Source organism: Nonomuraea corallina (genome assembly GCF_027620315.1).
GTDB classification, from domain to species: domain Bacteria; phylum Actinomycetota; class Actinomycetes; order Streptosporangiales; family Streptosporangiaceae; genus Nonomuraea; species Nonomuraea corallina.
Map to the genome: position 1 here is coordinate 36,866 of NZ_JAPNNL010000002.1, position 20,822 is coordinate 57,687.

24 protein-coding genes are annotated in these 20,822 nt (G+C 70.9%); 16 read left to right on the forward strand and 8 right to left on the reverse strand.

The window, feature by feature from the left end; all coding sequences use genetic code 11:
- Positions 1–85: 85 nt before the first annotated feature.
- Positions 86–571 carry a hypothetical protein gene (locus tag OUY22_RS00775; RefSeq protein WP_270152671.1) on the reverse strand — a complete coding sequence of 162 codons (486 nt, stop codon included), beginning with the start codon at positions 569–571 and terminating at the stop codon, positions 86–88.
- 171 nt (positions 572–742) lie between these two features.
- Between OUY22_RS00775 and OUY22_RS00780 the strand changes: the two genes are divergently transcribed.
- A complete protein-coding gene (locus tag OUY22_RS00780; RefSeq protein WP_270152673.1) occupies positions 743–1,603 on the forward strand; it encodes a TIGR03619 family F420-dependent LLM class oxidoreductase in 861 nt (286 codons plus the stop codon).
- 69 nt (positions 1,604–1,672) lie between these two features.
- Here the strand turns inward: OUY22_RS00780 and OUY22_RS00785 are convergent, their stop codons facing one another.
- Entirely contained in the window at positions 1,673–2,068 is a 396-nt protein-coding gene (locus OUY22_RS00785) for a VOC family protein (protein ID WP_270152674.1), read from the reverse strand.
- 120 nt (positions 2,069–2,188) lie between these two features.
- Between OUY22_RS00785 and OUY22_RS00790 the strand changes: the two genes are divergently transcribed.
- Both OUY22_RS00790 and OUY22_RS00795 read left to right on the forward strand, forming a co-directional pair.
- Positions 2,189–3,049, forward strand: coding sequence for an SDR family NAD(P)-dependent oxidoreductase (locus OUY22_RS00790; RefSeq protein WP_270152676.1), 861 nt, complete (start codon positions 2,189–2,191; stop codon positions 3,047–3,049).
- 10 nt (positions 3,050–3,059) lie between these two features.
- A complete protein-coding gene (locus OUY22_RS00795) occupies positions 3,060–3,617 on the forward strand; it encodes a MerR family transcriptional regulator (RefSeq protein WP_270152677.1) in 558 nt (185 codons plus the stop codon).
- 227 nt (positions 3,618–3,844) lie between these two features.
- Here the strand turns inward: OUY22_RS00795 and OUY22_RS00800 are convergent, their stop codons facing one another.
- Positions 3,845–4,972 carry a helix-turn-helix domain-containing protein gene (locus OUY22_RS00800; protein ID WP_270152678.1) on the reverse strand — a complete coding sequence of 376 codons (1,128 nt, stop codon included), beginning with the start codon at positions 4,970–4,972 and terminating at the stop codon, positions 3,845–3,847.
- A gap of 247 nt (positions 4,973–5,219) precedes the next feature.
- Between OUY22_RS00800 and OUY22_RS00805 the strand changes: the two genes are divergently transcribed.
- Genes OUY22_RS00805 through OUY22_RS00815 form a run of 3 tightly spaced genes read left to right on the forward strand, consistent with a single transcriptional unit; the run spans position 5,220 to position 8,799 of the window.
- Positions 5,220–6,575 (forward strand): flavin-containing monooxygenase, encoded by a 1,356-nt coding sequence (locus tag OUY22_RS00805; RefSeq protein WP_270152679.1) that lies wholly within the window; start codon positions 5,220–5,222, stop codon positions 6,573–6,575.
- On the forward strand, positions 6,572–7,432 hold the full coding sequence (locus tag OUY22_RS00810; protein ID WP_270152681.1) for an SDR family NAD(P)-dependent oxidoreductase: 861 nt from the start codon (positions 6,572–6,574) through the stop codon (positions 7,430–7,432). Before OUY22_RS00805 ends, OUY22_RS00810 begins: the two co-directional genes overlap by 4 nt.
- Complete coding sequence (locus tag OUY22_RS00815) at positions 7,429–8,799, forward strand: MFS transporter (protein ID WP_270152683.1); 1,371 nt, start codon at positions 7,429–7,431, stop codon at positions 8,797–8,799. Before OUY22_RS00810 ends, OUY22_RS00815 begins: the two co-directional genes overlap by 4 nt.
- A 306-nt stretch (positions 8,800–9,105) precedes the next feature.
- Here OUY22_RS00815 and OUY22_RS00820 read toward each other — a convergent pair whose 3' ends face one another.
- Positions 9,106–9,492: a winged helix-turn-helix transcriptional regulator gene (locus OUY22_RS00820; RefSeq protein WP_270152685.1), complete on the reverse strand. Its 387-nt coding sequence runs from the start codon at positions 9,490–9,492 to the stop codon at positions 9,106–9,108.
- A 104-nt stretch (positions 9,493–9,596) separates the two neighbouring features.
- Between OUY22_RS00820 and OUY22_RS00825 the strand changes: the two genes are divergently transcribed.
- The 7 genes from OUY22_RS00825 to OUY22_RS00855 all read left to right on the forward strand — a co-directional run bounded on the left by OUY22_RS00825 (position 9,597) and on the right by OUY22_RS00855 (position 14,796).
- The gene (locus OUY22_RS00825) at positions 9,597–10,220 is read left to right on the forward strand and encodes an NAD(P)-dependent oxidoreductase (protein WP_270152686.1); all 624 of its coding nucleotides are present in this window, start codon (positions 9,597–9,599) and stop codon (positions 10,218–10,220) included.
- Between the two features lie 296 nt (positions 10,221–10,516).
- Complete coding sequence (locus OUY22_RS00830; protein WP_270152688.1) at positions 10,517–10,672, forward strand: hypothetical protein; 156 nt, start codon at positions 10,517–10,519, stop codon at positions 10,670–10,672.
- Between the two features lie 190 nt (positions 10,673–10,862).
- Positions 10,863–11,246, forward strand: coding sequence for a group I truncated hemoglobin (locus tag OUY22_RS00835; RefSeq protein ID WP_270152689.1), 384 nt, complete (start codon positions 10,863–10,865; stop codon positions 11,244–11,246).
- On the forward strand, positions 11,247–12,368 hold the full coding sequence (locus OUY22_RS00840) for a globin domain-containing protein (protein ID WP_270152690.1): 1,122 nt from the start codon (positions 11,247–11,249) through the stop codon (positions 12,366–12,368).
- Positions 12,365–13,009 (forward strand): DivIVA domain-containing protein, encoded by a 645-nt coding sequence (locus tag OUY22_RS00845; protein WP_270152692.1) that lies wholly within the window; start codon positions 12,365–12,367, stop codon positions 13,007–13,009. Before OUY22_RS00840 ends, OUY22_RS00845 begins: the two co-directional genes overlap by 4 nt.
- A gap of 66 nt (positions 13,010–13,075) precedes the next feature.
- Complete coding sequence (locus tag OUY22_RS00850; RefSeq protein ID WP_270152693.1) at positions 13,076–14,047, forward strand: zinc-binding dehydrogenase; 972 nt, start codon at positions 13,076–13,078, stop codon at positions 14,045–14,047.
- Between the two features lie 89 nt (positions 14,048–14,136).
- Positions 14,137–14,796, forward strand: a complete 660-nt coding sequence (locus OUY22_RS00855; RefSeq protein WP_270152695.1) for an SDR family NAD(P)-dependent oxidoreductase — start codon at positions 14,137–14,139, stop codon at positions 14,794–14,796.
- A gap of 25 nt (positions 14,797–14,821) precedes the next feature.
- Here OUY22_RS00855 and OUY22_RS00860 read toward each other — a convergent pair whose 3' ends face one another.
- Positions 14,822–15,820: a hypothetical protein gene (locus OUY22_RS00860; protein ID WP_270152696.1), complete on the reverse strand. Its 999-nt coding sequence runs from the start codon at positions 15,818–15,820 to the stop codon at positions 14,822–14,824.
- A 270-nt stretch (positions 15,821–16,090) separates the two neighbouring features.
- Between OUY22_RS00860 and OUY22_RS00865 the strand changes: the two genes are divergently transcribed.
- Positions 16,091–16,432, forward strand: a complete 342-nt coding sequence (locus OUY22_RS00865) for a VOC family protein (RefSeq protein ID WP_270152697.1) — start codon at positions 16,091–16,093, stop codon at positions 16,430–16,432.
- 75 nt (positions 16,433–16,507) lie between these two features.
- Here the strand turns inward: OUY22_RS00865 and OUY22_RS00870 are convergent, their stop codons facing one another.
- Both OUY22_RS00870 and OUY22_RS00875 read right to left on the reverse strand, forming a co-directional pair.
- On the reverse strand, positions 16,508–17,446 hold the full coding sequence (locus OUY22_RS00870; RefSeq protein WP_270152699.1) for an RNA polymerase sigma-70 factor: 939 nt from the start codon (positions 17,444–17,446) through the stop codon (positions 16,508–16,510).
- A gap of 15 nt (positions 17,447–17,461) precedes the next feature.
- Positions 17,462–17,845: a DoxX family protein gene (locus OUY22_RS00875; RefSeq protein WP_270152701.1), complete on the reverse strand. Its 384-nt coding sequence runs from the start codon at positions 17,843–17,845 to the stop codon at positions 17,462–17,464.
- A 172-nt stretch (positions 17,846–18,017) separates the two neighbouring features.
- Here OUY22_RS00875 and OUY22_RS00880 point away from each other — a divergent pair, with 172 nt between their 5' ends.
- A complete protein-coding gene (locus OUY22_RS00880; protein WP_270152703.1) occupies positions 18,018–18,485 on the forward strand; it encodes a hypothetical protein in 468 nt (155 codons plus the stop codon).
- Positions 18,486–18,676: 191 nt separating this feature from the next.
- On the opposite strand, the gene OUY22_RS00885 is transcribed toward OUY22_RS00880, so the two are convergent.
- Positions 18,677–19,120, reverse strand: coding sequence for a hypothetical protein (locus OUY22_RS00885; protein WP_270152705.1), 444 nt, complete (start codon positions 19,118–19,120; stop codon positions 18,677–18,679).
- A gap of 139 nt (positions 19,121–19,259) precedes the next feature.
- On the opposite strand from OUY22_RS00885, the gene qcrB reads away from it, so the two are divergent.
- Entirely contained in the window at positions 19,260–20,801 is a 1,542-nt protein-coding gene (gene qcrB / locus OUY22_RS00890) for a cytochrome bc1 complex cytochrome b subunit (RefSeq protein ID WP_270152706.1), read from the forward strand.
- Positions 20,802–20,822: the final 21 nt, after the last annotated feature.

Consider the following 20,822-nt stretch of genomic DNA (forward strand, 5'->3'; position numbering starts at 1 on the left):
ATTCGTATGGCTATTACCGATGTAATCAAATGTCTTGGCGGGAATCGCCTAGATCACGGAGCCGCGTCCTTGCCATGTCGCTTGATCAGTTCCGCCATTCCCGTTCGGGGAGTCTCAGCCACATGTCGGGTGGACCGGTGATCCCTCTGGCGTCGGTAAGGCGCAAGCTTGTACGGGCACAGCAGTAGGCCACGGCGTGGTGGTGGTAGAGATAGGCGGCGAGGATCTCCTCGGTGGGATCGTCCGGGTATACGCCGCCACCACCGGGGTGGGTGTCTCCTTCCTCCATGACGCCGTCCCGGAAGACCGTCCCGTGATGGCCGCCCTTGGGGTTGTCGTACATGCCGTAGCAGAGGGTGCCTGCTGACAAGCGCCTGACGACTCCTGGTGTGTGGGGGACGTATCCCCATGGTTGGCTGACGACGCATCCGCCAGGCACCTCCGTGACGCCGACGACGGTCTGCCTGTCGAGGTGCGGCCCGAGATCATCGATGATCGCTGCCACATCCTCGTCGTCGGCCGGTACGGCCCCCAGCCGCCGTGCCACCTCAGCCGCGGTGCGGTCGGCCACGCAGGCCATGCCCAGGCCGAGGGCGCGAAGAACCGGTGTTGGCCGGGCCGGGCCTGGCGTGGAGCACAGGCGCCATCGGCCGTGATGTCTCGTCTCCGGCGGCTCCGCGCTTGCCCTGACACTGACGACAGGGTTGTAGCTTGCTCGCGAATACCGACCCTGAGGATCACCATGAAATTCGCGATCAGCTACTCCACGGCCGATGGTGTCGACCCGGACAAACTCGTGGCCTATGCCCAGCATGCCGAGGACTGCGGCTTCGAAGGGCTGTACCTGCCGGAGCACATCGTGCTGTATCCCGGCGCCGCCCTCGGCCCCTTCGAGTTCCCGCCGGCCCTGCCCTACCCCGATCCGCTCGACTGTCTGGGCTTCGTCGCGGCGGCCACCGAGCGCATCCTGCTTGGCACCGCCGTGCTGCTGCTGCCGTATCACCACCCAGTGATCCTGGCCAAGCGCCTGGCGACCATCGACGTGTTGTCCAAGGGCCGGATGCGGCTGCTGACCGTCGGGCTGGGTACCCTGCCCGGCGAGGCCAGAGCGGTGGGAGTCGACTTCGGCACGCGCGGACGCCGTGCCGACGAAGCCATCGACGTGTTGCGGCTGCTCTGGGAAGGCGGCGAGGAGGGCGTCAGCTTCGCCGGCGAGTTCTTCAGCTTCGACGAAGTGACCAGCTATCCAAAGCCTCATGGGGTCACGCACCTGCCGATCCACGTCGGAGGTGCGAGCCAGGCGGCCGCACGCCGCGCCGGGCGGCGGGGCGATGGCTACTTCCCCGGCGGCGCGCTCACCCCCGAGGAGCGCGCGATCCAACTGGATCTGGCCCGGGCCGCCGCCGTCGCGGCCGGTCGCGACCCTGGCGCGTTGGAGTACACGCGATGGGGGTCAATCGACATGTCCGCCGAACGGGTCGACACCTTCGCCGCGCAAGGCGTGACCCGCATCGTGGTCAGCCCCGCTGCGACGGAACCGGAACGGCAGCGAGATGAGATGTCCGCGTTCGCCGAGACCTTCGCCCTCCGCGGTATCGACTGACACCCTCTGGAGGGGTGCGGCACGTTCCTGCGGTGTACGGCTCGGAGACGGGCCCTGGTCGCGCTTGGGTCAGATCAGATGCTGGCCGGTCCAGTTGAAGCCCTTGTTGCGGCACAGGCAGAAGGGGTGGCCGATCGGGTCGGTGTAGACCCGCCAGCCGTAGCCGTCGGGGCCGATGAAGTCCTGCCGCAGCGTCGCGCCGAGGTCGAGGACGCGGCGCTGCTCGGGCTCGATCTCGTCCACTTCGAAGTCGAGGTGGAACTGCTTGGGGTGCTCGCTGTCGGGCCACTGCGGAGCGCGATAGTCATCCACCCGGATGAAGGCCAGCTCGACCTCGCCGAACTTGATGCCGGCCCAGTTCTCGTGGCTGCCTTCCTTGACCGGGCGGCCCGTCACCGCGGAGTAGAAGGCCGCCAGCTTCATGGTGTCCGGGCAGTCGATGATGAAATCGGTGAGTCGCAGCATCCCGCGATCTTGGCACAAGATTGAGGGAGCCCTAGGCGTCCGTGAGGTCATCGAAGACGCGATTCATGGTCAGCGCGCCGGTTTGCGTTCGAGCGCGCTCGAAGGCGTACCGTCCCCGCCATGACGACACAGACCTGGATCATCACGGGCGCGTCCCGCGGGTTCGGACGCGCGCTGGCGGAGTCGGCGCTCGCGGCGGGTGACCATGTGGTGGCGGCGGTGCGCCGGCCTGAGAGTGTGGCCGATCTGGAGGCCCAGTATCCGGACACCTGCCTGATCGCGACGTTCGATGCCCGGGACGTCGCCGCGGCCGCGGATCTCGTACGTGACACCCTGGAGCGCTTCGGTCAGCTTGATGTGCTGGTCAACAACGCGGGCCGGGTCGTGGTCGGAGCGGTCGAGGAGGTCAGTGACGCGCAGTTGCGCGCGTTGATGGAGCTGCACCTGTTCGGCCCTGCCGCGCTCGTGCGGGCGGCGTTGCCTGCGATGCGTGAGCGGGGCACCGGGACGATCGTGCAGATGAGCAGCCAGGGCGGGCGGACGTCGTTCCCGGGCGTGTCGGCGTACTCGGCCTCGAAGTTCGCCCTCGAAGGCTGGTCCGAGGCCCTGGCCGGGGAGGTCGCGCCGTTCGGGATCCGGGTGATGCTCGTCGAGCCCAGCCGGTTCAGGACGGGCTTCAACCGGGGCGACGTGGTCGAGTTCGCCGAGCCGTCGGCGGCCTACCGTGACGTGCTCGCCAACGTCCGTGCGGACATGGCCGGGGTCGACGGCAGGCAGGAAGGGGACCCGGCGCGGGCGGCCGAGATCATCGTGTCCCTCGCGCACGGCGAGGAGGTGCCGCTGCGGCTGCCGCTCGGGCGCGAGGCGGTCGAGCGCGTCTCGCGTGCCTACCGGCGCGGTCTGGAGGAGGTCGAGCGGTGGGCCGAGACCGCCCGCAGCGCCGACTTCGCGGGTGTCCCCGCGTCGGTACGGCCCGTCTAGGCTCGTGGTCATGGCCACGGACGATCTGATGACCAGGGCGCTCGAAGCGCTCGGGGAGGACGGTCCGCTGTCGGTCGAGGCGCTCCGCCGCCTCGCCGACCTGGGCGATCTGCCCGAGACGATGACGATCGCCGAGGTCTCCGGCCACCTGGGGGTCTCGCCCCACACGCTGCGCTATTACGAGCGGGCCGGGCTGGTCGAGGTGGCCCGTGACGGTCATGGTCATCGCGTCTACGACGCCGAAGCGGTCCGGCGCCTGGTGTTCCTCACCCGGATGCGGCTGTCCGGTATGCCGATGCGTGACCTGCGGCACTACATCGCGCTCGTCGACGCCGGAGTGCACACGGTGCCGGAACGGCTCGAGGTGCTGGTCGGACATCGCGACGCCATCCGCCGCCGGATCCGTGAGCTGACCCTTTCCCTCATGGCGGTCGAATACAAGATCACCACGTACGGGGGCTCGGCCGGGCCGGACGTCCAGACAGTCGGCGCCACCACCGGTGAGGCGCTGCCGGACGAGCCGCCGCGACGGGCACTCCCGGCCGAACGTCCCGCCCCGTCTCGGTGAGGTGGCGCAGCTCCGACGCCCGGCAACATCAGCGCCGTCCTCATCAACGGCGAACCCCGCAAGTGGAACGGCCACGTCCTCGGCATCGATCTGCCCGCGCTGCGCAGCGACGTGCGGGCCTCGCGCGCGCACGTCCTGAGCGCCACCGCCAGGTGAACCCGACCGGCTGCGGCGGTTTGGCCGCCGCCCTCCCGGAGGGCGGCGGTGAACCGCTCCACCCGCGAGAGTCAGGCCTGGGCCAGCCAGGCGTGGCACAGCCACCAGGCGTCCACCCCGCCGAACGTGGCGGACGGGTCGATCCCGGTGACCTCGGCGAAGCGCTGCAGCCGGTTGCGCACGGTGTTGGGATGGACGAACAGCCTCTCGGCCGCCACGTCCACGTCCCGATCGGCCTCCAGCCAGGCGCACACCGCACGGGCCACAGGCTCGGCCCGCGCGCCGAGCGCCGCCCACGCCGGCCGGTGGTGGTCGAGCAGCACCGCCGCCAGGTCGGCCCGGTCGACCACCGCGGCGAGCGCCGGCACGCGGGCGACGTGGATGACTCCGGTCCGGCCCGCCGACTCGCCCGCGGTCAGCGCGGCGACCGCGAGATGCCGTACGGCGGCGAGTTCCTCGGGCTCGGCGGGGCCGGCGAGCCCGGCCACCATCCCGGCCCTGGCGACGCGGCTCGACGGCTCCCGGCCGAGCACTCCCACCAGCAGCCCGTCCACGACCGCGCACAGGACCGGCAGTTGATCACGCAGCGCACGCTCCAGCCCCACGGCGGCCTCGCCCGGCCTGGCGGCCAGCACCCACAGCCCGCCCGCGACGGGCAGTCCCGCCTCGGCGGCGGCCAGCGCGCCCGCCGAACCCCCGTCGAGCAGCCGGCGCAGGATGGCGGCCTCCCGATCACGCGTTCGCGGGCCCTGCCCGGCCTTCGTGGCATGGTGAGCGGCGATCAGCCTGGCCCGTACGGCCTCCGCCCAGTCGTCGTACAGCTCCCGCGCGTCCAGCAGGCGTTCGGCGCCGACCCCGGCCGCGCCCGCCACCTCCCGGGCCCGTGACCAGATGGCCCGCTCGGCCACGTGGATGGCCCCCAGCACCGCCTCGACGGGCACGCCCTGCCGGGCCCGCGTCACGGCGAGCTCCTCGACGAACGACAGCTCCGCCTCCGTCGGACCGCGCCTGGCCGCCAGCGCCCGGGTCGCCGCGACGAGCAGCGCGCGGGTGTGCCCGGCGATGTCGGCCGACGGCAGGGCGGCGACCTCTCGCACCATCGTGCGCACGCCGGCCACGACCGACGACATCAGGTCGGCGTCGCCGACGACCCGTTCGATGAGGTCGACCACGGGGGTCCAGTCGTCACCAGAGTCCATCCCGCGATCCTGCCCTGACGTTGTGATCCGTCACAACCTGGGGCGGCAAGAACGTGACGAGCACCATGGTCCGGCCTCCGATCAAGCCGTAGCCTTGGAGACCACCACAAAAGCCCTCCGCGAGAAGGAAGCCGTCGTCCCCGGCGCCGGAGACGCGATGACGCGGCGGTTCCACCGTCACGGCGAGTCGTAGCCCCCGCTCGCCACGCCCTCCGACGTAGCCGAGTTTTCCAGGAGAAACCCACCCATGACCCCCTCGTGCCGGGTCGCCGTGATCGGCGCCGGAGCGGCCGGACTCGCCGCCACCAAGGCCCTGCTCGACGTCGGCCTCGACGTCGTCACGTACGAGAAGGGCGACCGGCCCGGCGGGCTGTGGGTCCGCGACAACAGCAGCGGCCTGTCACCCGCCTATGCCTCGCTGCACCTCAACACCAGCAAGGGCCGCACCGAGTTCGCCGACTTCCCGATGCCCGCCGAGTGGCCGGACTACCCGTCGGCCGACCACATGGCCGGCTACCTCGCCGACTACGCGAAGACCTTCGGCCTCACCCCGCACCTGCGATTCGGCAGTACGGTGAGGCGCGTGGAGCGCGAGGGCACAGCACTCCCCTGGGTCGTGACGACCGATTCCGGAGAGACCGGCCGTTACGACGCGGTCGTGGTCGCCAACGGCCACAACTGGGATCCCCGGATGCCCGAGCCCGGCTACCCCGGCACGTTCGACGGCACTCAGCTGCACGCCCACGACTACCGCACCCCCGAGATCTTCCGGGACCGCCGGGTGCTGGTGGTGGGCATGGGCAACTCCGCCATGGACATCGCCGTCGACGCCTCGAACGTCGCCTGCGGCCCGGTCCTGCTCTCGGCCCGCCATGGCGTGCACATCGTGCCGAAGTACCTGTTCGGCCGGCCCGCGGACGCCACGGGCGCCGCCATGTCGGCGCTGCCGTGGCGGGTGCGCCAGCGCATCGCCGAGACCCTCCTCCGGCTGGCCGTCGGCACCCCGCAGAGCTACGGCCTGCCGGCCCCCTCCGGCGGCCTCTTCCAGAACCATCCCACGATCAGCGACACCATCCTGCACCGCCTCACCCACGGCGAGGTGACCGCACGGCCCGGCATCGACCGTCTCGACGGCGACCGCGTCGTCTTCACCGGCGGCACGTCCGACCCCGTCGACGTGATCGTCTGGGCCACCGGCTACCGCGTGACCATCCCCTTCCTGACCTCCCGCTGGGTAGGCGACGACCCGGAGCGGCTGCCGCTGTACCAGCGGGTCTTCCACCTGCAGGACCCGAGCCTGGCCTTCGTGGGGCTCATGCAGTCCACCGGCGCCGCCCTGCCCGTCGTCGAGGCCCAGGCCAAGCTGGTCGCCGCCCACCTGTCCGGCCGCTACGCCCTGCCCACGCCCCTGGAGCAGCGGCGCGCCGTCGCCCGCGCCCTGCGCGCCGCCACCGAGCGGTGGGGTGACAGGCGTCCCATCATGCGGATCGACTTCGACCGCTATGTCGCCGCTCTGCCCCGCGAGATGAAGGCCGGCCGCGCCCGGCTGCTGCGGGGAGCCCGCCCGTTCACCCCTGCCCGCCGTGAGGAGACCACCGCGTGAGCACGTCCAGAACCTCCTCCGGCCACCAGCCCGGCCGCCGCCGTGACGCCCGCGGCCTGCGCGTCATCGTCACCGGCGCGTCCGGCACGTTCGGCCGGGCGATCAGTGCCCGCCTGGCCGGGCTCGGCGCCCACGTCATCGGCCTGGACCTGGCCCCGCGCGCCGATGACCCGGTCCAGGTCCTGGCCTGCGACATCACCGACGACGCCGGCGTGCCCGACGCCGTGGCCGCCGCCATCGCGGAACTCGGCGGCCTCGACCTGCTGATCAACAACGCCGGCGTCGGCGGGCCGGCCCCGGCCGAGCTGCCGCCCGGCGCCGAGGTACGCCGCCAGCTCGACATCAACCTGCTCGGCGCCTGGCGCGTCACCGCCGCCTGCGTGGACGCCCTCGTCCAGTCCCGCGGCCGGGTCGTCATGCTCTCCTCGCGGATGGCCGTCATGCAGCTTCCCCTCGCGGCCGCGTACGGCGCCTCCAAGCGAGCGCTCGTCGCGTACGCCGACGCGCTGCGGCTGGAGATCGGCACCCACGTCACCGTCACCTGCGTCTACCCGTCGGCGGTACGCAGTCCCATCCATGACTCGACCGCCGCCGCGGGCCTGTCCCTGGAGGGCATGAGCAGTTACGAGCCGCTGGAGGGCGTGGTCGACACGGTGATGCGCGCCGCGCTGGGCCGCGCGCGGCGCGACCTGGCGACCACCCGTCGTGGCGCCGTCGAGCTGTTCCTGGCGCGGCACCTGCCCTCGGTCACCGACCGGATCATCGCCCGTACCCTGTCCGGCCGCGTCCGTTCCGGCGCGTTCGACGGGGCCGAGCTGGCCGCCGGCGTCGTCGCGCGCCACGCGCCGAAGCCGTGAGCACGACGCCGGGCACGCCGGCTCCCCGGACCGCCGCGGAGCCGGTGCTGACGCCTCGCGCGCGGGCCGCCGACCTCGTGACCTACTCGACCGGCTCGATCGGGATGGGCGTGTGGGTCACCGTTCCTGGACTGCTCCTGCTCTACTTCCTCACCCACACGCTCGGTGTCTCGCCGTTCCTGGCCGGCCTCACCCTGCTCCTGCCGAAGATCATCGACGTGGTCGTGCATCCGCTGCTCGGCACGCTGTCCGACCGGCAGGCGCGGCGCAGCGGACACCGGGGCGGCATGCTCCGCTGGGGACTGCTGCTGGGTGCGGCCATGGCCGCGATGTTCTCGGTCCCGGCAGGGCTGTCCGGGCCGGCCGCCGCGCTGTGGGTCGGCGGCTGGTTCATCGCCGGCAACCTGCTCTTCGCCTGCTTCCAGGTGCCGTACCTGACGACGCCGTCAGACCTGCGGGTCGGCTACCACGAGCGCACCCGCGTCTTCATGTTCCGGATGCTCTTCCTGACCCTGGGGCTGCTCGGCGCCGGCGTCGCGGCACCCGCCCTAGTGGCGTCCGGCGACCGCGGCGACTACTCCCGGATGGCCCTGCTGCTCGCCGGCGCCATGGTCGTGTCGTGCCTCGTCGCCCTGGCGGGCGTCCGGCGGCTCGTCGGCAACTGCGGCTTCCGCCTCCCCGACGGGCGCGCCCACACCGCCCTCGGCGACATCCGGATCGCCTGGCGCGACCACGACTTCCGAGCACTGGTGCTGTCGTACCTGTTCACCGGCACCACCACCCACCTCTTCCTCGCCGCGCTGCCCTTCTACACCGAGTACGTCTTCGCGGACGGCGCGCTCACCGCCGTGTTCATGGGCGCCTTCCTCGGCCCGGCCGTGGTCGCCGGGCCCCTGTGGCTGCGGGTGTCACGGCGCATCGGCAAGCAGCGCGGGCTGCTGCTGTCGCAGGGCGTGTTCATCGTCGGATCCCTCGTGCTGCTGCTGGGCGAACTGCTCGGAGTCGCGGCGACCGTCGCCGTGGTCGTGGCGCTCGGCATCGCCTTCGCCGGGCTGCAGCTGTTCGCCTTCTCGATGGTCCCGGACGCTGTCGCCGCCGCCGAGGCGCGCGGCACCGCCCGCGCGGGCGCCTACACCGGGGTGTGGACCGCGACCGAGGCGACGGGCACCGCCATCGGCCCCTACCTGTACTCCGCCGTCCTGGCCGTCGGCGGGTTCGTGTCCACGGCCGAGGGGCACGGGGTGGCGCAGCCGGACTCCGCCCTGACCGCGCTGCTCGCGGGCTTCACCGTGGTGCCCGCCGTGCTGATGGCGACGGCTGTGTGGTTCCAGCGCCGTTACGCCCTCGACCGGCCGGCAGGGCCGTGACGCCGGATCTCCTCACCGGCGAGCACCTGCCGGCGCTCGCCGGTGTGCTCCTCGGATGGCGCCCCGGCTGCCGGTCGCGGCGCTGCGGAGCGCCGTCCTGGGCGCGTCGCTGCTGGGCGGCATCGCCCTGACCGTCGGAGCACTCTGAGGCTCCTGCGCGCGATCACCGGCTTGCCGGCCGCGAGCCCCCTGGGGCAAGAACGGCGGTGCTGAGGTTCGATGCGAAGGCCCGTCACCGCCGAGCGAGGGAAGCCGCTCGTGGTGGATCCGGGCGGCCGGGGCAGCGCTGGGCCGCGGTTCATCGCGTCAGCCGGCGCGGCCGAGGCGGGAGCCGTCGTCGTACGACTCGCGGGCGTCGAGGAGCTCGTCCCAGTGTTCCTGCGCCCAGGCGCAGGCGATCGCCATCGGCGCGAGCATGCTGCGGCCGAGCGGGGTCAGCTCGTACTCGACATGCGGGGCGGCGCCGGTGTGGACGGTGCGTGTGACCAGACCGTCCCGTTCGAGGGAGCGCAGCGACTGGGTGAGGACCTTGGGGGTGACGCGACTCAGCGGCACGCGCAGCTCGGAGAACCGGCGCGGCCCGTGCTCAAGGCAACGGATGACGAGCGCCGCCCACTTGTCGCCGAACCGGATCGGATTGAGCGAGGACGGGCACAGCTCGTCGAACATGTCGGCGGGCAGGGGTTCCCTCATGGCCTCACGATAACCGGTATCCCAACGGTAACCGCAGTCCTCGTTAGGGTCCGTGAAGTGGTCGGGCGGACAGGGTCCCGGCCCTGGTGAAAAGGCGGTTCTCCATGAACATCGTGGTCTTCGGGGCGGGCGGCAGAGCCGGTAGGCAGATCGTCGCCGAGGCGCACCGGCGTGGGCACCGGGTCACCGCCGTGGTGCGTGACCCCGCCAGCCACGGCGATCTGACCGACGTACGCGTGGTGGCGGGCGACGTCACGGACGAGACCGGCGTCGCACATGCGGCCGCGGGCCATGACGCGGCCATCAGTGCCGCCGCGGACCTGTCCGTGCCGCCTCACGAGTTCTTCACCGCGTCGGCTCGCGCCCTGACCACCGGGCTGGTGAAGGCGGGCGTGCGCCGGCTGGCGGTGGTCGGCCTGGCATCGATCATGCCCGGGGCATCGGGTGCTCCGCTGATGGACGAGCCCGGTTACCCCAACGAGTACCGCGCCTTCTACCTCGGCCACGCGGCGGGTCTCGCCGTGCTCCAGGAATGCGCCCTCGACTGGGCGTACGTCACTCCGGCAGGCGACTTCGACCATGCCGGAACGCGCACCGGCCGGTACCGGATCGCCGACCATGCGGACCCGGACAGCAGGATCACGTACGCGGACTTCGCGGTGGCGCTGCTCGACGAGATCGAGGTCCCCCGTCACCGCCGCGCCGCTGTCAGCATCCGGGAGGCGTGATGCCTGAGGTCCACGACGGTGTCGGCCTACAGAGCGCCTGACGGCGTACGCGGCTCATCAGGAGCGGACCACCCGTGAGATCCCGGTCTGCAACGCGTGCAGTGACCGGGCACAGGAGTCTGCTGGAACGTGGAGTCGACGTACGGACGGTATCTGGCTCTGAACGGTCTGCCTATGGTGAGCGTTCTGCTGTCCGGTGTGGTCGCCGCCTCGTCGAAGCGGTGGCTCGGGACAGTGGTCGGGCTGGTGGCGGCCCTGGTCGTGGCGGTGGGTGCGCTTCACTGGGCGTTCATGGCGTGGCCCGCAGCCGGGAGGGCGTGCAGGACGAGACCCGCTACGCCGAACTCATACACGAACTGGTGGAGCGGCTGACCCTGCCCGACATCTTCAGCGAGCAGGAGATCCACGATCTGGTGGACGCCGCCGTGCGCAGATCGCTGGATGGCGCGTGAGGCGCGGTTCCGACGTCGGGCCGCGATCGGACAGGGGAGTTGACCAATGGTGAGGCACCTTGGTCAAAAATGGCCTACAGTGAGGCTCATGTGGCCTACGGGGCGTGCTTGGACAAGCCAGGGTCGTGGCCGCACGGAATCCCGGGCACTGTCAGCCGGTCCCGCGACGTACAGCCCTCTTGGAGGCTCTGTGACAACCTCGCTGTCCTACTATGACCAGGTCGGCGGCGCGCCGGCTGTTCGCGGCGTCGTCGACCTGTTCTACGTGCGGGTCCTCGACGACGCCGACGTCAGCCCGTACTTCACCGGCATCGACCTGGCGAGGCTGAAGCGGCACATGGTGGTGCTGCTGTGCTCCGTACTCGGCGGCCCCGAGCCGTACGAGGGCCGAGACCTGGCAGAGGCGCACCACGGCCTCGGCATCACCGCCGCCCACTACGCGAAGGTCGGCGAGATCCTCGTTTCCGTGTTGCGGGAGGCCGGGGTGGGAGACGACGTCCTGCGGCACGTCGTTCTGACCTTGGACAGCGTGAAACCGTCCATCGTGGCCGAGCCCGTGGGGACGGCCGACTGAGTGGACGCGCAAGCTCTGAAAGACAGCTGGCGCCTCGTCGCCCAGTCGGGTGACCAGGTGCCGCTGTTCTTCTACTCGGCCCTGTTCCTGATGAACCCGGAGACGAGGGACCTGTTCCCGGTCTCGATGGCGCGCCAGCGCGACCGGCTCGTCGGCGCGCTCGGGCACGTCGTCAGCAACGTCGACCGGGTGGAGGAAGTGGTCCCGTTCCTGGAGCAGCTCGGCCGGGACCACCGCAAGTTCGCCGTGGTGGCGGACCACTACCCGGCCGTCGGCAGGGCGTTGCTCGCCACCCTGGAGCACTTCCTGGGCGAACGGTGGACCCCTGCTCTCGCCGAGGACTGGACGCAGGCGTACGGCCTGGTGGCCCGGGTGATGTCGGACGCCGCCGCCGACGCGTCCAAGTCCGTCCCGCCCTGGTGGGAAGGCGAGATCATCGGCCACGAGACCCGCGCCCTCGGCATCGCGGTGATCCGGGCACGACTGAACTACCAGTACGCCTACCGCCCCGGCCAGTCGGCGTCGATCTCGCACCCCATGCGGCCGCGCGTCTGGCGTTTCTACTCCTTCGCCAACGCGCCGCGCCAGGACAACACCGTCGACCTGCACGTACGCATGGTCGACGGCGGCGTGCTGAGCGCCGCCCTCGTCATGGGCGCGCGGCGCGGCGACGTCCTGCGCGTGGGCGCGCCGGTGGGCGACAGGCTGACGCTCCCCGCCGACATCACCGGCGACCTGCTCCTCATCGCGGGCGGCACGGGCCTCGCGCCGCTGAAGGCGCTGGTGGAACAGGTGGTGTACGAGGGCCCGTCACGGAAGGTCGACCTGGTCGTCGGCGCCCGGACCTCCCGGGAGCTGTACGACCTCGAGGCGCTGTCCAAGCTGGCCGCGGAGCACCCCTGGCTGACCGTGATCCCGGCCGTCTCCAACGATCCGTACTACCGCGGCACCCGCGGCAACGCCGTGGACGTCGCGTTGCAGGCATGGCGCGGCCAGCGGGTGTTCGTCTGCGGTTCCGAGGAGATGGCTCAGGGCACCGTCGGACGACTGCTGGACGCGGGCGTGCCCTCCGAGCAGATCCACTTCGACGAGTTCACGAGCGACAAAGGTGGGGAGTCATGACGGCAGAGATGCAGCGGGAAGATCGCCCGGCGCACGAACGCCGGCCCATCACCCCGGATCGGGTGCGCAAGCAGGAGTTCTCGCGTACGACGCTCGGGCGCCGCGGCTACAGCGAGGACGAGGTGCGCTCGTTCCTGTACCGGGTCGCGGACGACCTGGCGGCCGGCGACCAGGAGAAGGCGGACCTGCGGGCGTACATCGACCGGCTGAAGCAGTGGTACAGGCAGCACGGCGTCAGCGCCGAGCACGTCGTTCCCCAGCAGGCCCTCAGCGTCGACGCGATCAACATCCTGTCCCGCGCCCAGCAGACCGCCGACGTCCAGATCGCGGAGGCTGAGAACTACGCGCGGCGGATTCTGAGGGAGGCCCGCCAGCAGTACGAGACGATCCTTACGGAGGCGCAGCGGCAGGCGGAGGAGGCCGCGGACCAGGCGGTCGGCGCCTACCGCTCCCGGGGCGGCGTGCACGGCGCCGAGGCCGAGGACCTGGAGAGGCAGATCGCCTACCTGCGGACCTTCGCCGACGTCACCCGGGTGCAGCTCCGCGCCGTGCTGGTAGGGCTGACCGAAGAGGTCGACAAGCTCGGCCAGGTCCCCGACCAGAACGGCCGGATCCTCATAGGCGGCTCCCCACCGGGTTGACCTCAACTTCGGTTGAGGGTGAAGAGTGCTCCCGTCGGTGCCGGACAAGCAGGGGGAGCGGTTGACGTGCGAGTGGTGTGGGTGACGCGGTTCGGAGGGCCCGAGGTCCTGGTTCCCGGCGAGGCGCCGGACCCGGTGGCCGGGCCGGGACAGGTAGTGGTCGACGTGTCCGTCGCGGGCATGACCTTCGTCGAGACGCAGATCCGGCGTGGCGTCGACGAGTGGCACAGCAGGCCCGCCCTGCCGTACGTGCCGGGCGGTACGGTCGCCGGCCGGGTGGGCCCGGTCGGTGAGGGTGTGGAGCCGGGCTGGTCCGGACGGCGTGTCATCGCCGACCTGGGGCAGAGCGGCGGCTTCGCCGAGCGTGCGGTGGCCGGGGTGGAGAATCTGATCCCGGTGCCGGACGGGCTGGGGCTGCGCGAGGCCATCGCCCTGCACACCGACGGCAGCACCGCGCTGGGCCTGGTCGAAGGAGCTCGGATCGGCGCCGGGGAGTGGGTGCTGGTCGAGGCGGCGGCCGGAGGGGTCGGCACGTTGCTGGTGCAATTGGCCCGGGCGGCGGGCGCCAGGGTCGTGGGGGCGGCCCGCGGTGCCCGCAAGCTGGACCTGGTCCGTGAGCTGGGCGCCGAGGCCGTGGTCGACTACTCGGACCCGGACTGGGCGGAGCGGGTACGTGAGGTGACCGGTGGTGCGGGGCCTGACGTGGTGTTCGACGGGGTCGGCGGCGCGATCGGGCAGGCCGCGTTCGAGGTGACGGCGGCCGGCGGCCGGTTCTCCGTCCACGGCGCCTCCAGCGGTCAGGTCACGGAGGTCGATCCCGCCCAGGCGCGCGGGCGCGGCGTCGAGGTGATCGGGATCGGGCAGCTCTTCGGCTTCGGGCCGAAGATGCGAGGCTGGGCGGAGAGGGTGATGGCGGAGGCGGCGGCGGGCCGGATCCTGCCGATCATCGGGCAGTCCTTCCCCTTGGAGCGTGCCGCGGAGGCGCACGCCACGATCGAGTCGCGAAGCGCCCTGGGCAAGACTCTCCTGCTGATCTGACGGCGGTTCGATCCGTACGCTTGACCTTCACATTGATGTGATGCTTTACCGTCCCGAATGTCACTGATCCAGAGGTGAGGAGTACGGGGATGTCGGGTGCGGTGATCATCGGTGCGGGGCCGGGGATCGGGCAGGCGGTGGCCCGCAGGTTCGCCGGGGAAGGGCTGCCGGTCGCGCTGATCGCCCGGAGCGACCGGACGCTGCGTGCCGCGGCCGAGGCGGTCGCTCCCAGCGGAGTCCCGGTCGTCACGCTGAAGGCGGACAGCACGGACCAGGCCGGCCTCAACGCCGCCCTCGACGGGGCCGTCCGCGAGCACGGCGTGCCGGACGTCCTCGTGTACAACGCCGCGATGATCCAGGCGGACGCGCCGGGCGAACTGTCGGTACGCGGCCACATGGAGGCCTGGGCGGTGAACGTGGTCGGCGCGCTCAACGCCGCGGCCCACGTCGCACCCGCCATGGCGGCGCGCGGCCATGGAACCATTCTCATCACCGGCGGCATGCCCGAGCCCAAGCCGCAGTACGTGAGTCTCTCCTTGGGCAAGGCCGGGGTCCGCACCCTGGTGACGCTGCTCGACCAGGAGTACGGCCCGGCCGGGGTGCACGTGGCGAGCGTCACCGTGGCCGGTCCGGTGGCGCCCGGCACCGACTTCGACCCGGACGACATCGCCGAGCACTACTGGCGCCTGCACACCGAACCCCGGCACCGGTGGACGCGGGAAGCCCTGCACGCGGGTGCCGTGCGATGACCGGAACGTCCGAACCCGTCCGGGGTCAGGTGGGTTCGTCCCAGACGATCAGGTTCCCCGCGAACCCTTCCCGGGACACCTCCGTCACGGAGAAGTAGGCGGACCTGCCCTCGGTCGTCTTGATGCAGTAGCGCCCTCCGTGCTCCAGAGTGATCCTGCGGACCCCTTCGGCCCGAGCCGGCTCCCGGCAGTCCTCGAACCGGGGCGTGCCGTCTCTCAGCCAGGGAGCGATGAGGGCGCCTCTGTTCATCTGCACAACCGGGTGAGACCATCGGGCGATGTCGTTCTGAGGGCTCCAGCCCGCACGCTCCGGTGGATCACGGTCCAGGTCCTTGGGTTCCCGGCCGACCCTGAGGCCGCCCCGGAAGTGCACCGGCGGGCTGGGCCTGACCTCAGGAGATGAGTCCACGACCATGCTGTCCCTGACGGGGGCTTTCGGGCTCTGAAGCGTGAAGTCGAGGAGATCTCTGCCGAATGCCATCACTCCCAGGACCACCGTCGTGAGGAAGGCGTAGAGGCTGATCTTCGCCGCGTCCTTGTGCCAGGGAGTTCGCGCGGATTCCTTCTCGCCGGGTTCATGGTGGACGTTCCGCGGGGTACGGGCTCCGGCCTCGGGCGTAAAAGCCTGGGCAGGCGATCTGTCCGTCAGGCTTCTCCGCGAAGTGCCGTGATCGTTCTTCTCCGCGCTCCTTGCCTTGGGAAGGAAGACTTCCTTGCGAAGGAGGAACGCGTGCACCGTCCCGCCGGCCCACATGCCCACGAAGTAAAGCGACATCGCCATGGTGTCACGTGGTTGGTCCTCCGGAGGAGGGTTTGCCCCGGGTGCGAGGATCATGACGAACACGAAGTACAGAAAATAGCCGCTCGTCGCGAGCCAGAGTTTCTGCCGCTCCAGCCGGGCGGCGGCAGATCCGATGACGAAGATGGTTCCCAGGCCGAAAGTCAATAAGGGAATAAGGGCCCAGCCGATACTCAGCGACTGCCGGAGAGGTGACAGCTTGATCGAGGAACGCTGCGGGGACACGTGAGGCATGATACGGAGAAATCAGGGATGCGAGTGGCCATCCGCCTCTGCGTCGCTCGCATATTTCTCGAATCGGGGTAATCGTTCGTCGACAGGTTGGTCTAAATGCGAGGGTACGCCCGTATTTGTACGGGTTTTCGGTGACTCATTTCTCGTCGCCGGTTCGATCGGCAATATGTACGTGATCTTGAATGGGCACATCCTTGGCATATGCGCTGCGCCTGGACCGAGCGCTTCGGGCGGCGACTCGGGCGGAAAGGAGATCCGACAGTGGCAGTGGGCATCTTCGCGGGCATCCCGGTCCGCGACTGCAAGAGCGCCGTGGAGTGGTACACCAGGCTCCTCGGCGCGGGACCGTCGTTCCGGCCCCACGAGGCCGAGGCGGTGTGGCGGCTGGCAGAGGACCGGTACGTGTACGTCGTCGAGGACGCCGCCCGCGCCGGAGGCGGCGTGTGCCTCATCTGGGTGGACGATCCGGAGGCCGAGGTGGACCGGATCGCGGTGCGCGGGCTGCGACCGGTGGACAGGGAGCAGCACGGCGACGTCGGCAAATGGGTCTTCCGTGACCCCGACGGCAATGAGACGGGCATAGGGGGCGAGCTCGCGCCCTGAACTCATCCGCGACCGGGCCGGGAAGGCCCATGTTGAACACGTCGCCGTGCGGCCGGGACCGGATGAGGTGCGTTCTCAGGAGTCGCGGCGCGGGGTCGCGGGGCGGGTGTCCTGGCGTACGGCGCGGTCGATCGCCCAGGCGTCCGCCACCGGGCCCACGTGCCCGAGCTTGTCCGGGTTGATGACCGTGCGGATCGTCTGGATCTGCCCGTCGAGCACGTCGAGCGCGAGGGCGTGGAGCACCTTGCCGTCCGGGTCGCGGAAGATCGCGCCCGGCTGGCCGTTGATGTCATGGGGTTCGCCCGTCACGCCGATCCGGGCCATCCGGGGGAAGGCGGCGGCGAGCAGCCGGGCCACCCTCGCGGCGCCGGTGACGGATCCGGCCAGCCGTGGGGCCCTCCCGCCGCTGTCGCCGACCAGGGACACGTCCGCGGCGAGCAGGTTCCGCAGGGCGGCGACGTCGCCCTCGCGCAGGGCGTCGAGGAAGCGTGACGCCAGCTCCTCCCGCTCCGCGCGGTCCGCCTGGAAGCGGGGCCGGCCGGCGGCCATGTGCCGCCGCGCCCGCACCACGAGCTGGCGGCAGGCCGCCTCCGAGCGGCCCACGGCCGCCGCGACCTCGGAGAAGCCGAAGTCGAACACCTCCCGCAGCACGAAGACCGCCCGTTCGAGCGGGGACAGCCGCTCCAGCAGCAGCAGGGCCGCCATCGACACCGAGTCGGCCAGCTCCGCCGACCGCTCCGGGTCCTCGTACGGGTCGTTGAGCAGCGGTTCGGGGAGCCACGTGCCGGTGTACTCCTCCCGCCGGACCCGGGCCGAACGCAGCACGTCGATCGAGATCCGGGTCACCGCCGCCGACAGGAAGGCCCTGGCCGACCTGGGCTCGGCCGGCGTGGACGCGTACCGTACCCAGGTCTCCTGGACCGCGTCCTCGGCCTCGCTCACGCTGCCCAGGATCCGGTAGGCGATCGAGAACAACAGCGGGCGCAGCCGCTGGAACTCCTCGGCTCTGTTCATGCCGTGACCTCCCGGTCAGCCGGTGAAGGACTCCGGACCGAGGCGGCCCCACGCGATGAACGCGGCGATGCCGAGATAGACCACGTTCAGCATCGACAGCGCGTACTCGCCCCGCCGGCCATGAGTGATCATCGCACCGATCATCAGCAGCACCCAGCAGACCGCGGTCACCGGCACCAGCACCGGCGCGATGCCGAGCACGGCCGGCAGGATCAGGCCGACCGCGGCGAGGAGCTCCAGCACGCCGAGGGTCTTGACGAAGCCGGCACTGGCGTCTCCCGTCCATCCCCCGCCGGGGGCCGCGGCCAGCTTCTCCCTGGGCACGAACGTCTTGGTGATGCCGCCGGCCAACGCCACCGCCGCCAGGAGTCCGGCGGCTATCCACAACGCGAGGTCCATGTCTTGCGCTCCTTCGAGGATGTGCCTTCACTCTCTAGACGAGAGGGCTGCCTCGTCGGTGACATGGGGAGGCTTGCGGGCGGACTCGGTCATGGCCGGGACGTTACCCCCGTCTCCGGCGTGGGAGAGTGTTCGTGACACCGGTGTGATCTGGGGCTGCCAGCCTTCTAGCATGATCCGCACAGCGCTGACGGTCGTGTGCCTGTCCATCGGGGTCGCCGGTTGCACGGCGGGTCCGGAGCCGGTGGCGTCGTCCGGGTCGGCCCAGGCCGCTACGCCGACGCCGCTGCGGCAGAGCTCCGTCCCCGGCGGGGAACAGTTCCATGCCACCGAACTCAGGCCCGGCGACTGCGTCGAGCCCCTGCCTGAGACGTTCGTGACGACCGTCATCCCCTGCGACGTGCCGCACTCGGCGGAGTACGCCACCACGTACGTCCTCCCCGACGGGCCCTATCCGGACGCGGACATGCGGCGGCTGACGGAGAACGGCTGCCTCCCCAGGATGCGCGTCAAGAAGCCGGAACAGGTCGGCCTGTGGGCACTGGCGCCGCTGCGGGAGGGCTGGCCCCGTCACCGGACCGTGTACTGCTTCGCTGTGCCCCTGGACGGGCAGCGGACGACAGGACGGATGGTCAAGTAGCTCATCTCGCTCGGCCGGCGTGGACGCGTACCGTACCCAGGCCTCCTGGACCTCGGCCTCGCTCACGCTGCCCAGCATCCGGTAGGCGATCGAGAACAACAGCGGGCGCAGCCGGCCGCTGGAACTCCTCGGCTCTGTTCATGACGCACCCCCTGTCGAGGGACGGTTGGCGGTCAGGCAGGCGGGTTCGGTCACGGGCATGGACGATAGCCGGAGCCGGCCGGGCGGATCTCGGTGAACAGGCGGAGCGTGACCGGCCGCGGCCAGGACACCCCGGGCAGGCCCAGGTTCGACGACCGGAACACCGTCTCCAGCACGATCTTCACGTACGGGCGCGCGCCGGGGATCGCGGCGCACACGACCGTGACCGGCGAGCGCACCTCCCGGTCTCCGAGCCGCAGCCACGCGTGACCGTCGCGGTCCAGGTCCGCCGACTCCCAGAGCAGCTCCGCGGGCAGCGGGAGGCGCAGCGCGAAGCCCGCCAGGGTCGTGTCGGGCCGCAGGTAGAAGGAGCCGCCGACGCGGGGCGCGTACCGGAGCCGGACGCCTCCGCGCCCGCTCGTCGTCAGCCTCGCCTGGGTCGCCTCCAGGACGATCCGCCAGGAGCCGGGCCCGAGGTGTGAGGACGTGGCCATGGATCACCTCGCGTGCTCGTACGTACGGGGTCTCTCTCTAGGACGCCTGCGCTCCCGTACCTGTGACATTCCCGCCTGATGTCACAATCTCCCGCTTCTGCCCGTCTTGATGATGACGCGGACATACAGGGAGAGAAGCATGCGAACCGGCGCCATCGCCCGGACATCCTCGTGGTTCGACGAACGCCTGGGAGCGGCTCGGTTCGTGAACCGCAACCTGCGCAAGATCTTCCCCGATCACTGGTCGTTCCTGCTGGGTGAGATCGCGCTGTACTCGTTCGTCATCCTCCTGCTCACCGGCACGTTCCTGACGTTCTGGTTCCAGCCGTCGATGGAGCACGTGATCTATGACGGCTCGTACGCGCCCTTGCGGGGCGTGCGGATGTCGCAGGCGTACGCCTCCACGCTGGAGATCAGCTTCGAGGTGCGCGGCGGGCTGCTCATCAGGCAGATCCATCACTGGTCGGCCCTGATGTTCATCGCGGGCATGATGGCCCACATGCTGCGGGTGTTCTTCACCGGCGCCTATCGCAAGCCGCGCGAGCTCACCTGGGTCATCGGGGTCACCATGTTCGCGCTGGCGCTGCTGGCGGGACTGACGGGGTACTCGCTGCCGGACGACCTGCTGTCGGGCGCCGGTCTGCGGGTGACCGAGGGCGTGCTCATGTCGGTGCCGGTGGTCGGCACGTACCTGACGTTCCTGCTGTTCGGCGGGGAGTATCCGGGGGAGGACGTCGTCTCCCGGTTCTACGCGCTGCACATCCTGTTGATCCCCGGGGTGCTGCTGGCGCTGATATCCGTGCATCTGGTGCTCATGTGGGTGCAGAAGCACACGCAGATGCCCGGAAAGGGCCGTACCCGCACGAACGTGGTGGGCGCTCCGCTGTATCCGGCGTTCATGGCGAAGACCGCCGCGTTCTTCCTGTTCATCCTGGCGGTGGTGGCCGGTCTGGGCACCTTCGCGCAGATCAACCCCGTGTGGCTGTACGGCCCCTACAATCCGGCGGACATCTCGGCCGGTTCGCAGCCCGACTTCTACCTGGGGTTCCTGGAAGGGGCGCTGCGGCTGATGCCCGCCTGGGAGGTCAACCTCCTCGGCGGCGCGCACGCGGGCACGGTGCCGTTGAGCGTGGTCGTCCCCGCGCTGGTGCCGCTGGGCCTGGTCCTGACCGGGATGCTGCTCTACCCGTTCGCCGAACGGTGGATCACCGGGGACAACCGTGAGCACCACGTCCTGGAGCGTCCCCGCAACCACCCGCACCGCACCTCGATCGGCATGACCGCCGTCGTCTTCTACGGCGTGCTGTGGCTGCTGGGCGCCAACGACGAGCTCGCGGCCGCCTTCCACGTCAGCCTGAACGCCATCACCCTCGCCGGACGCGTCCTGGTGATCGCCGGGCCGGTGCTCGCCTACGCCGTCACCTACCGGATCTGCCTCGGGCTGCAGCGCGCCGACGCGCGGCTCGTCGGGCACGGGGTGCCCAGCGGAGTGATCGTCCGCATGCCGGGCGGCGCGTTCACCGAGCGGCACACGCCGCTGTCGGAGGACGCCGAGGCGCACCTGCGCGGCAAGGAGCCCGTCCCGGTGCTCACCACGGGAGCGATCCGCGCCCGGCTGTCCGCCGCGTACGGGGGCGAGAAGGTGCCCCTGGACGAGGACGGCCGATCGCTGCCGCGCTGACGCCGGCCGGGGGAATGTGGC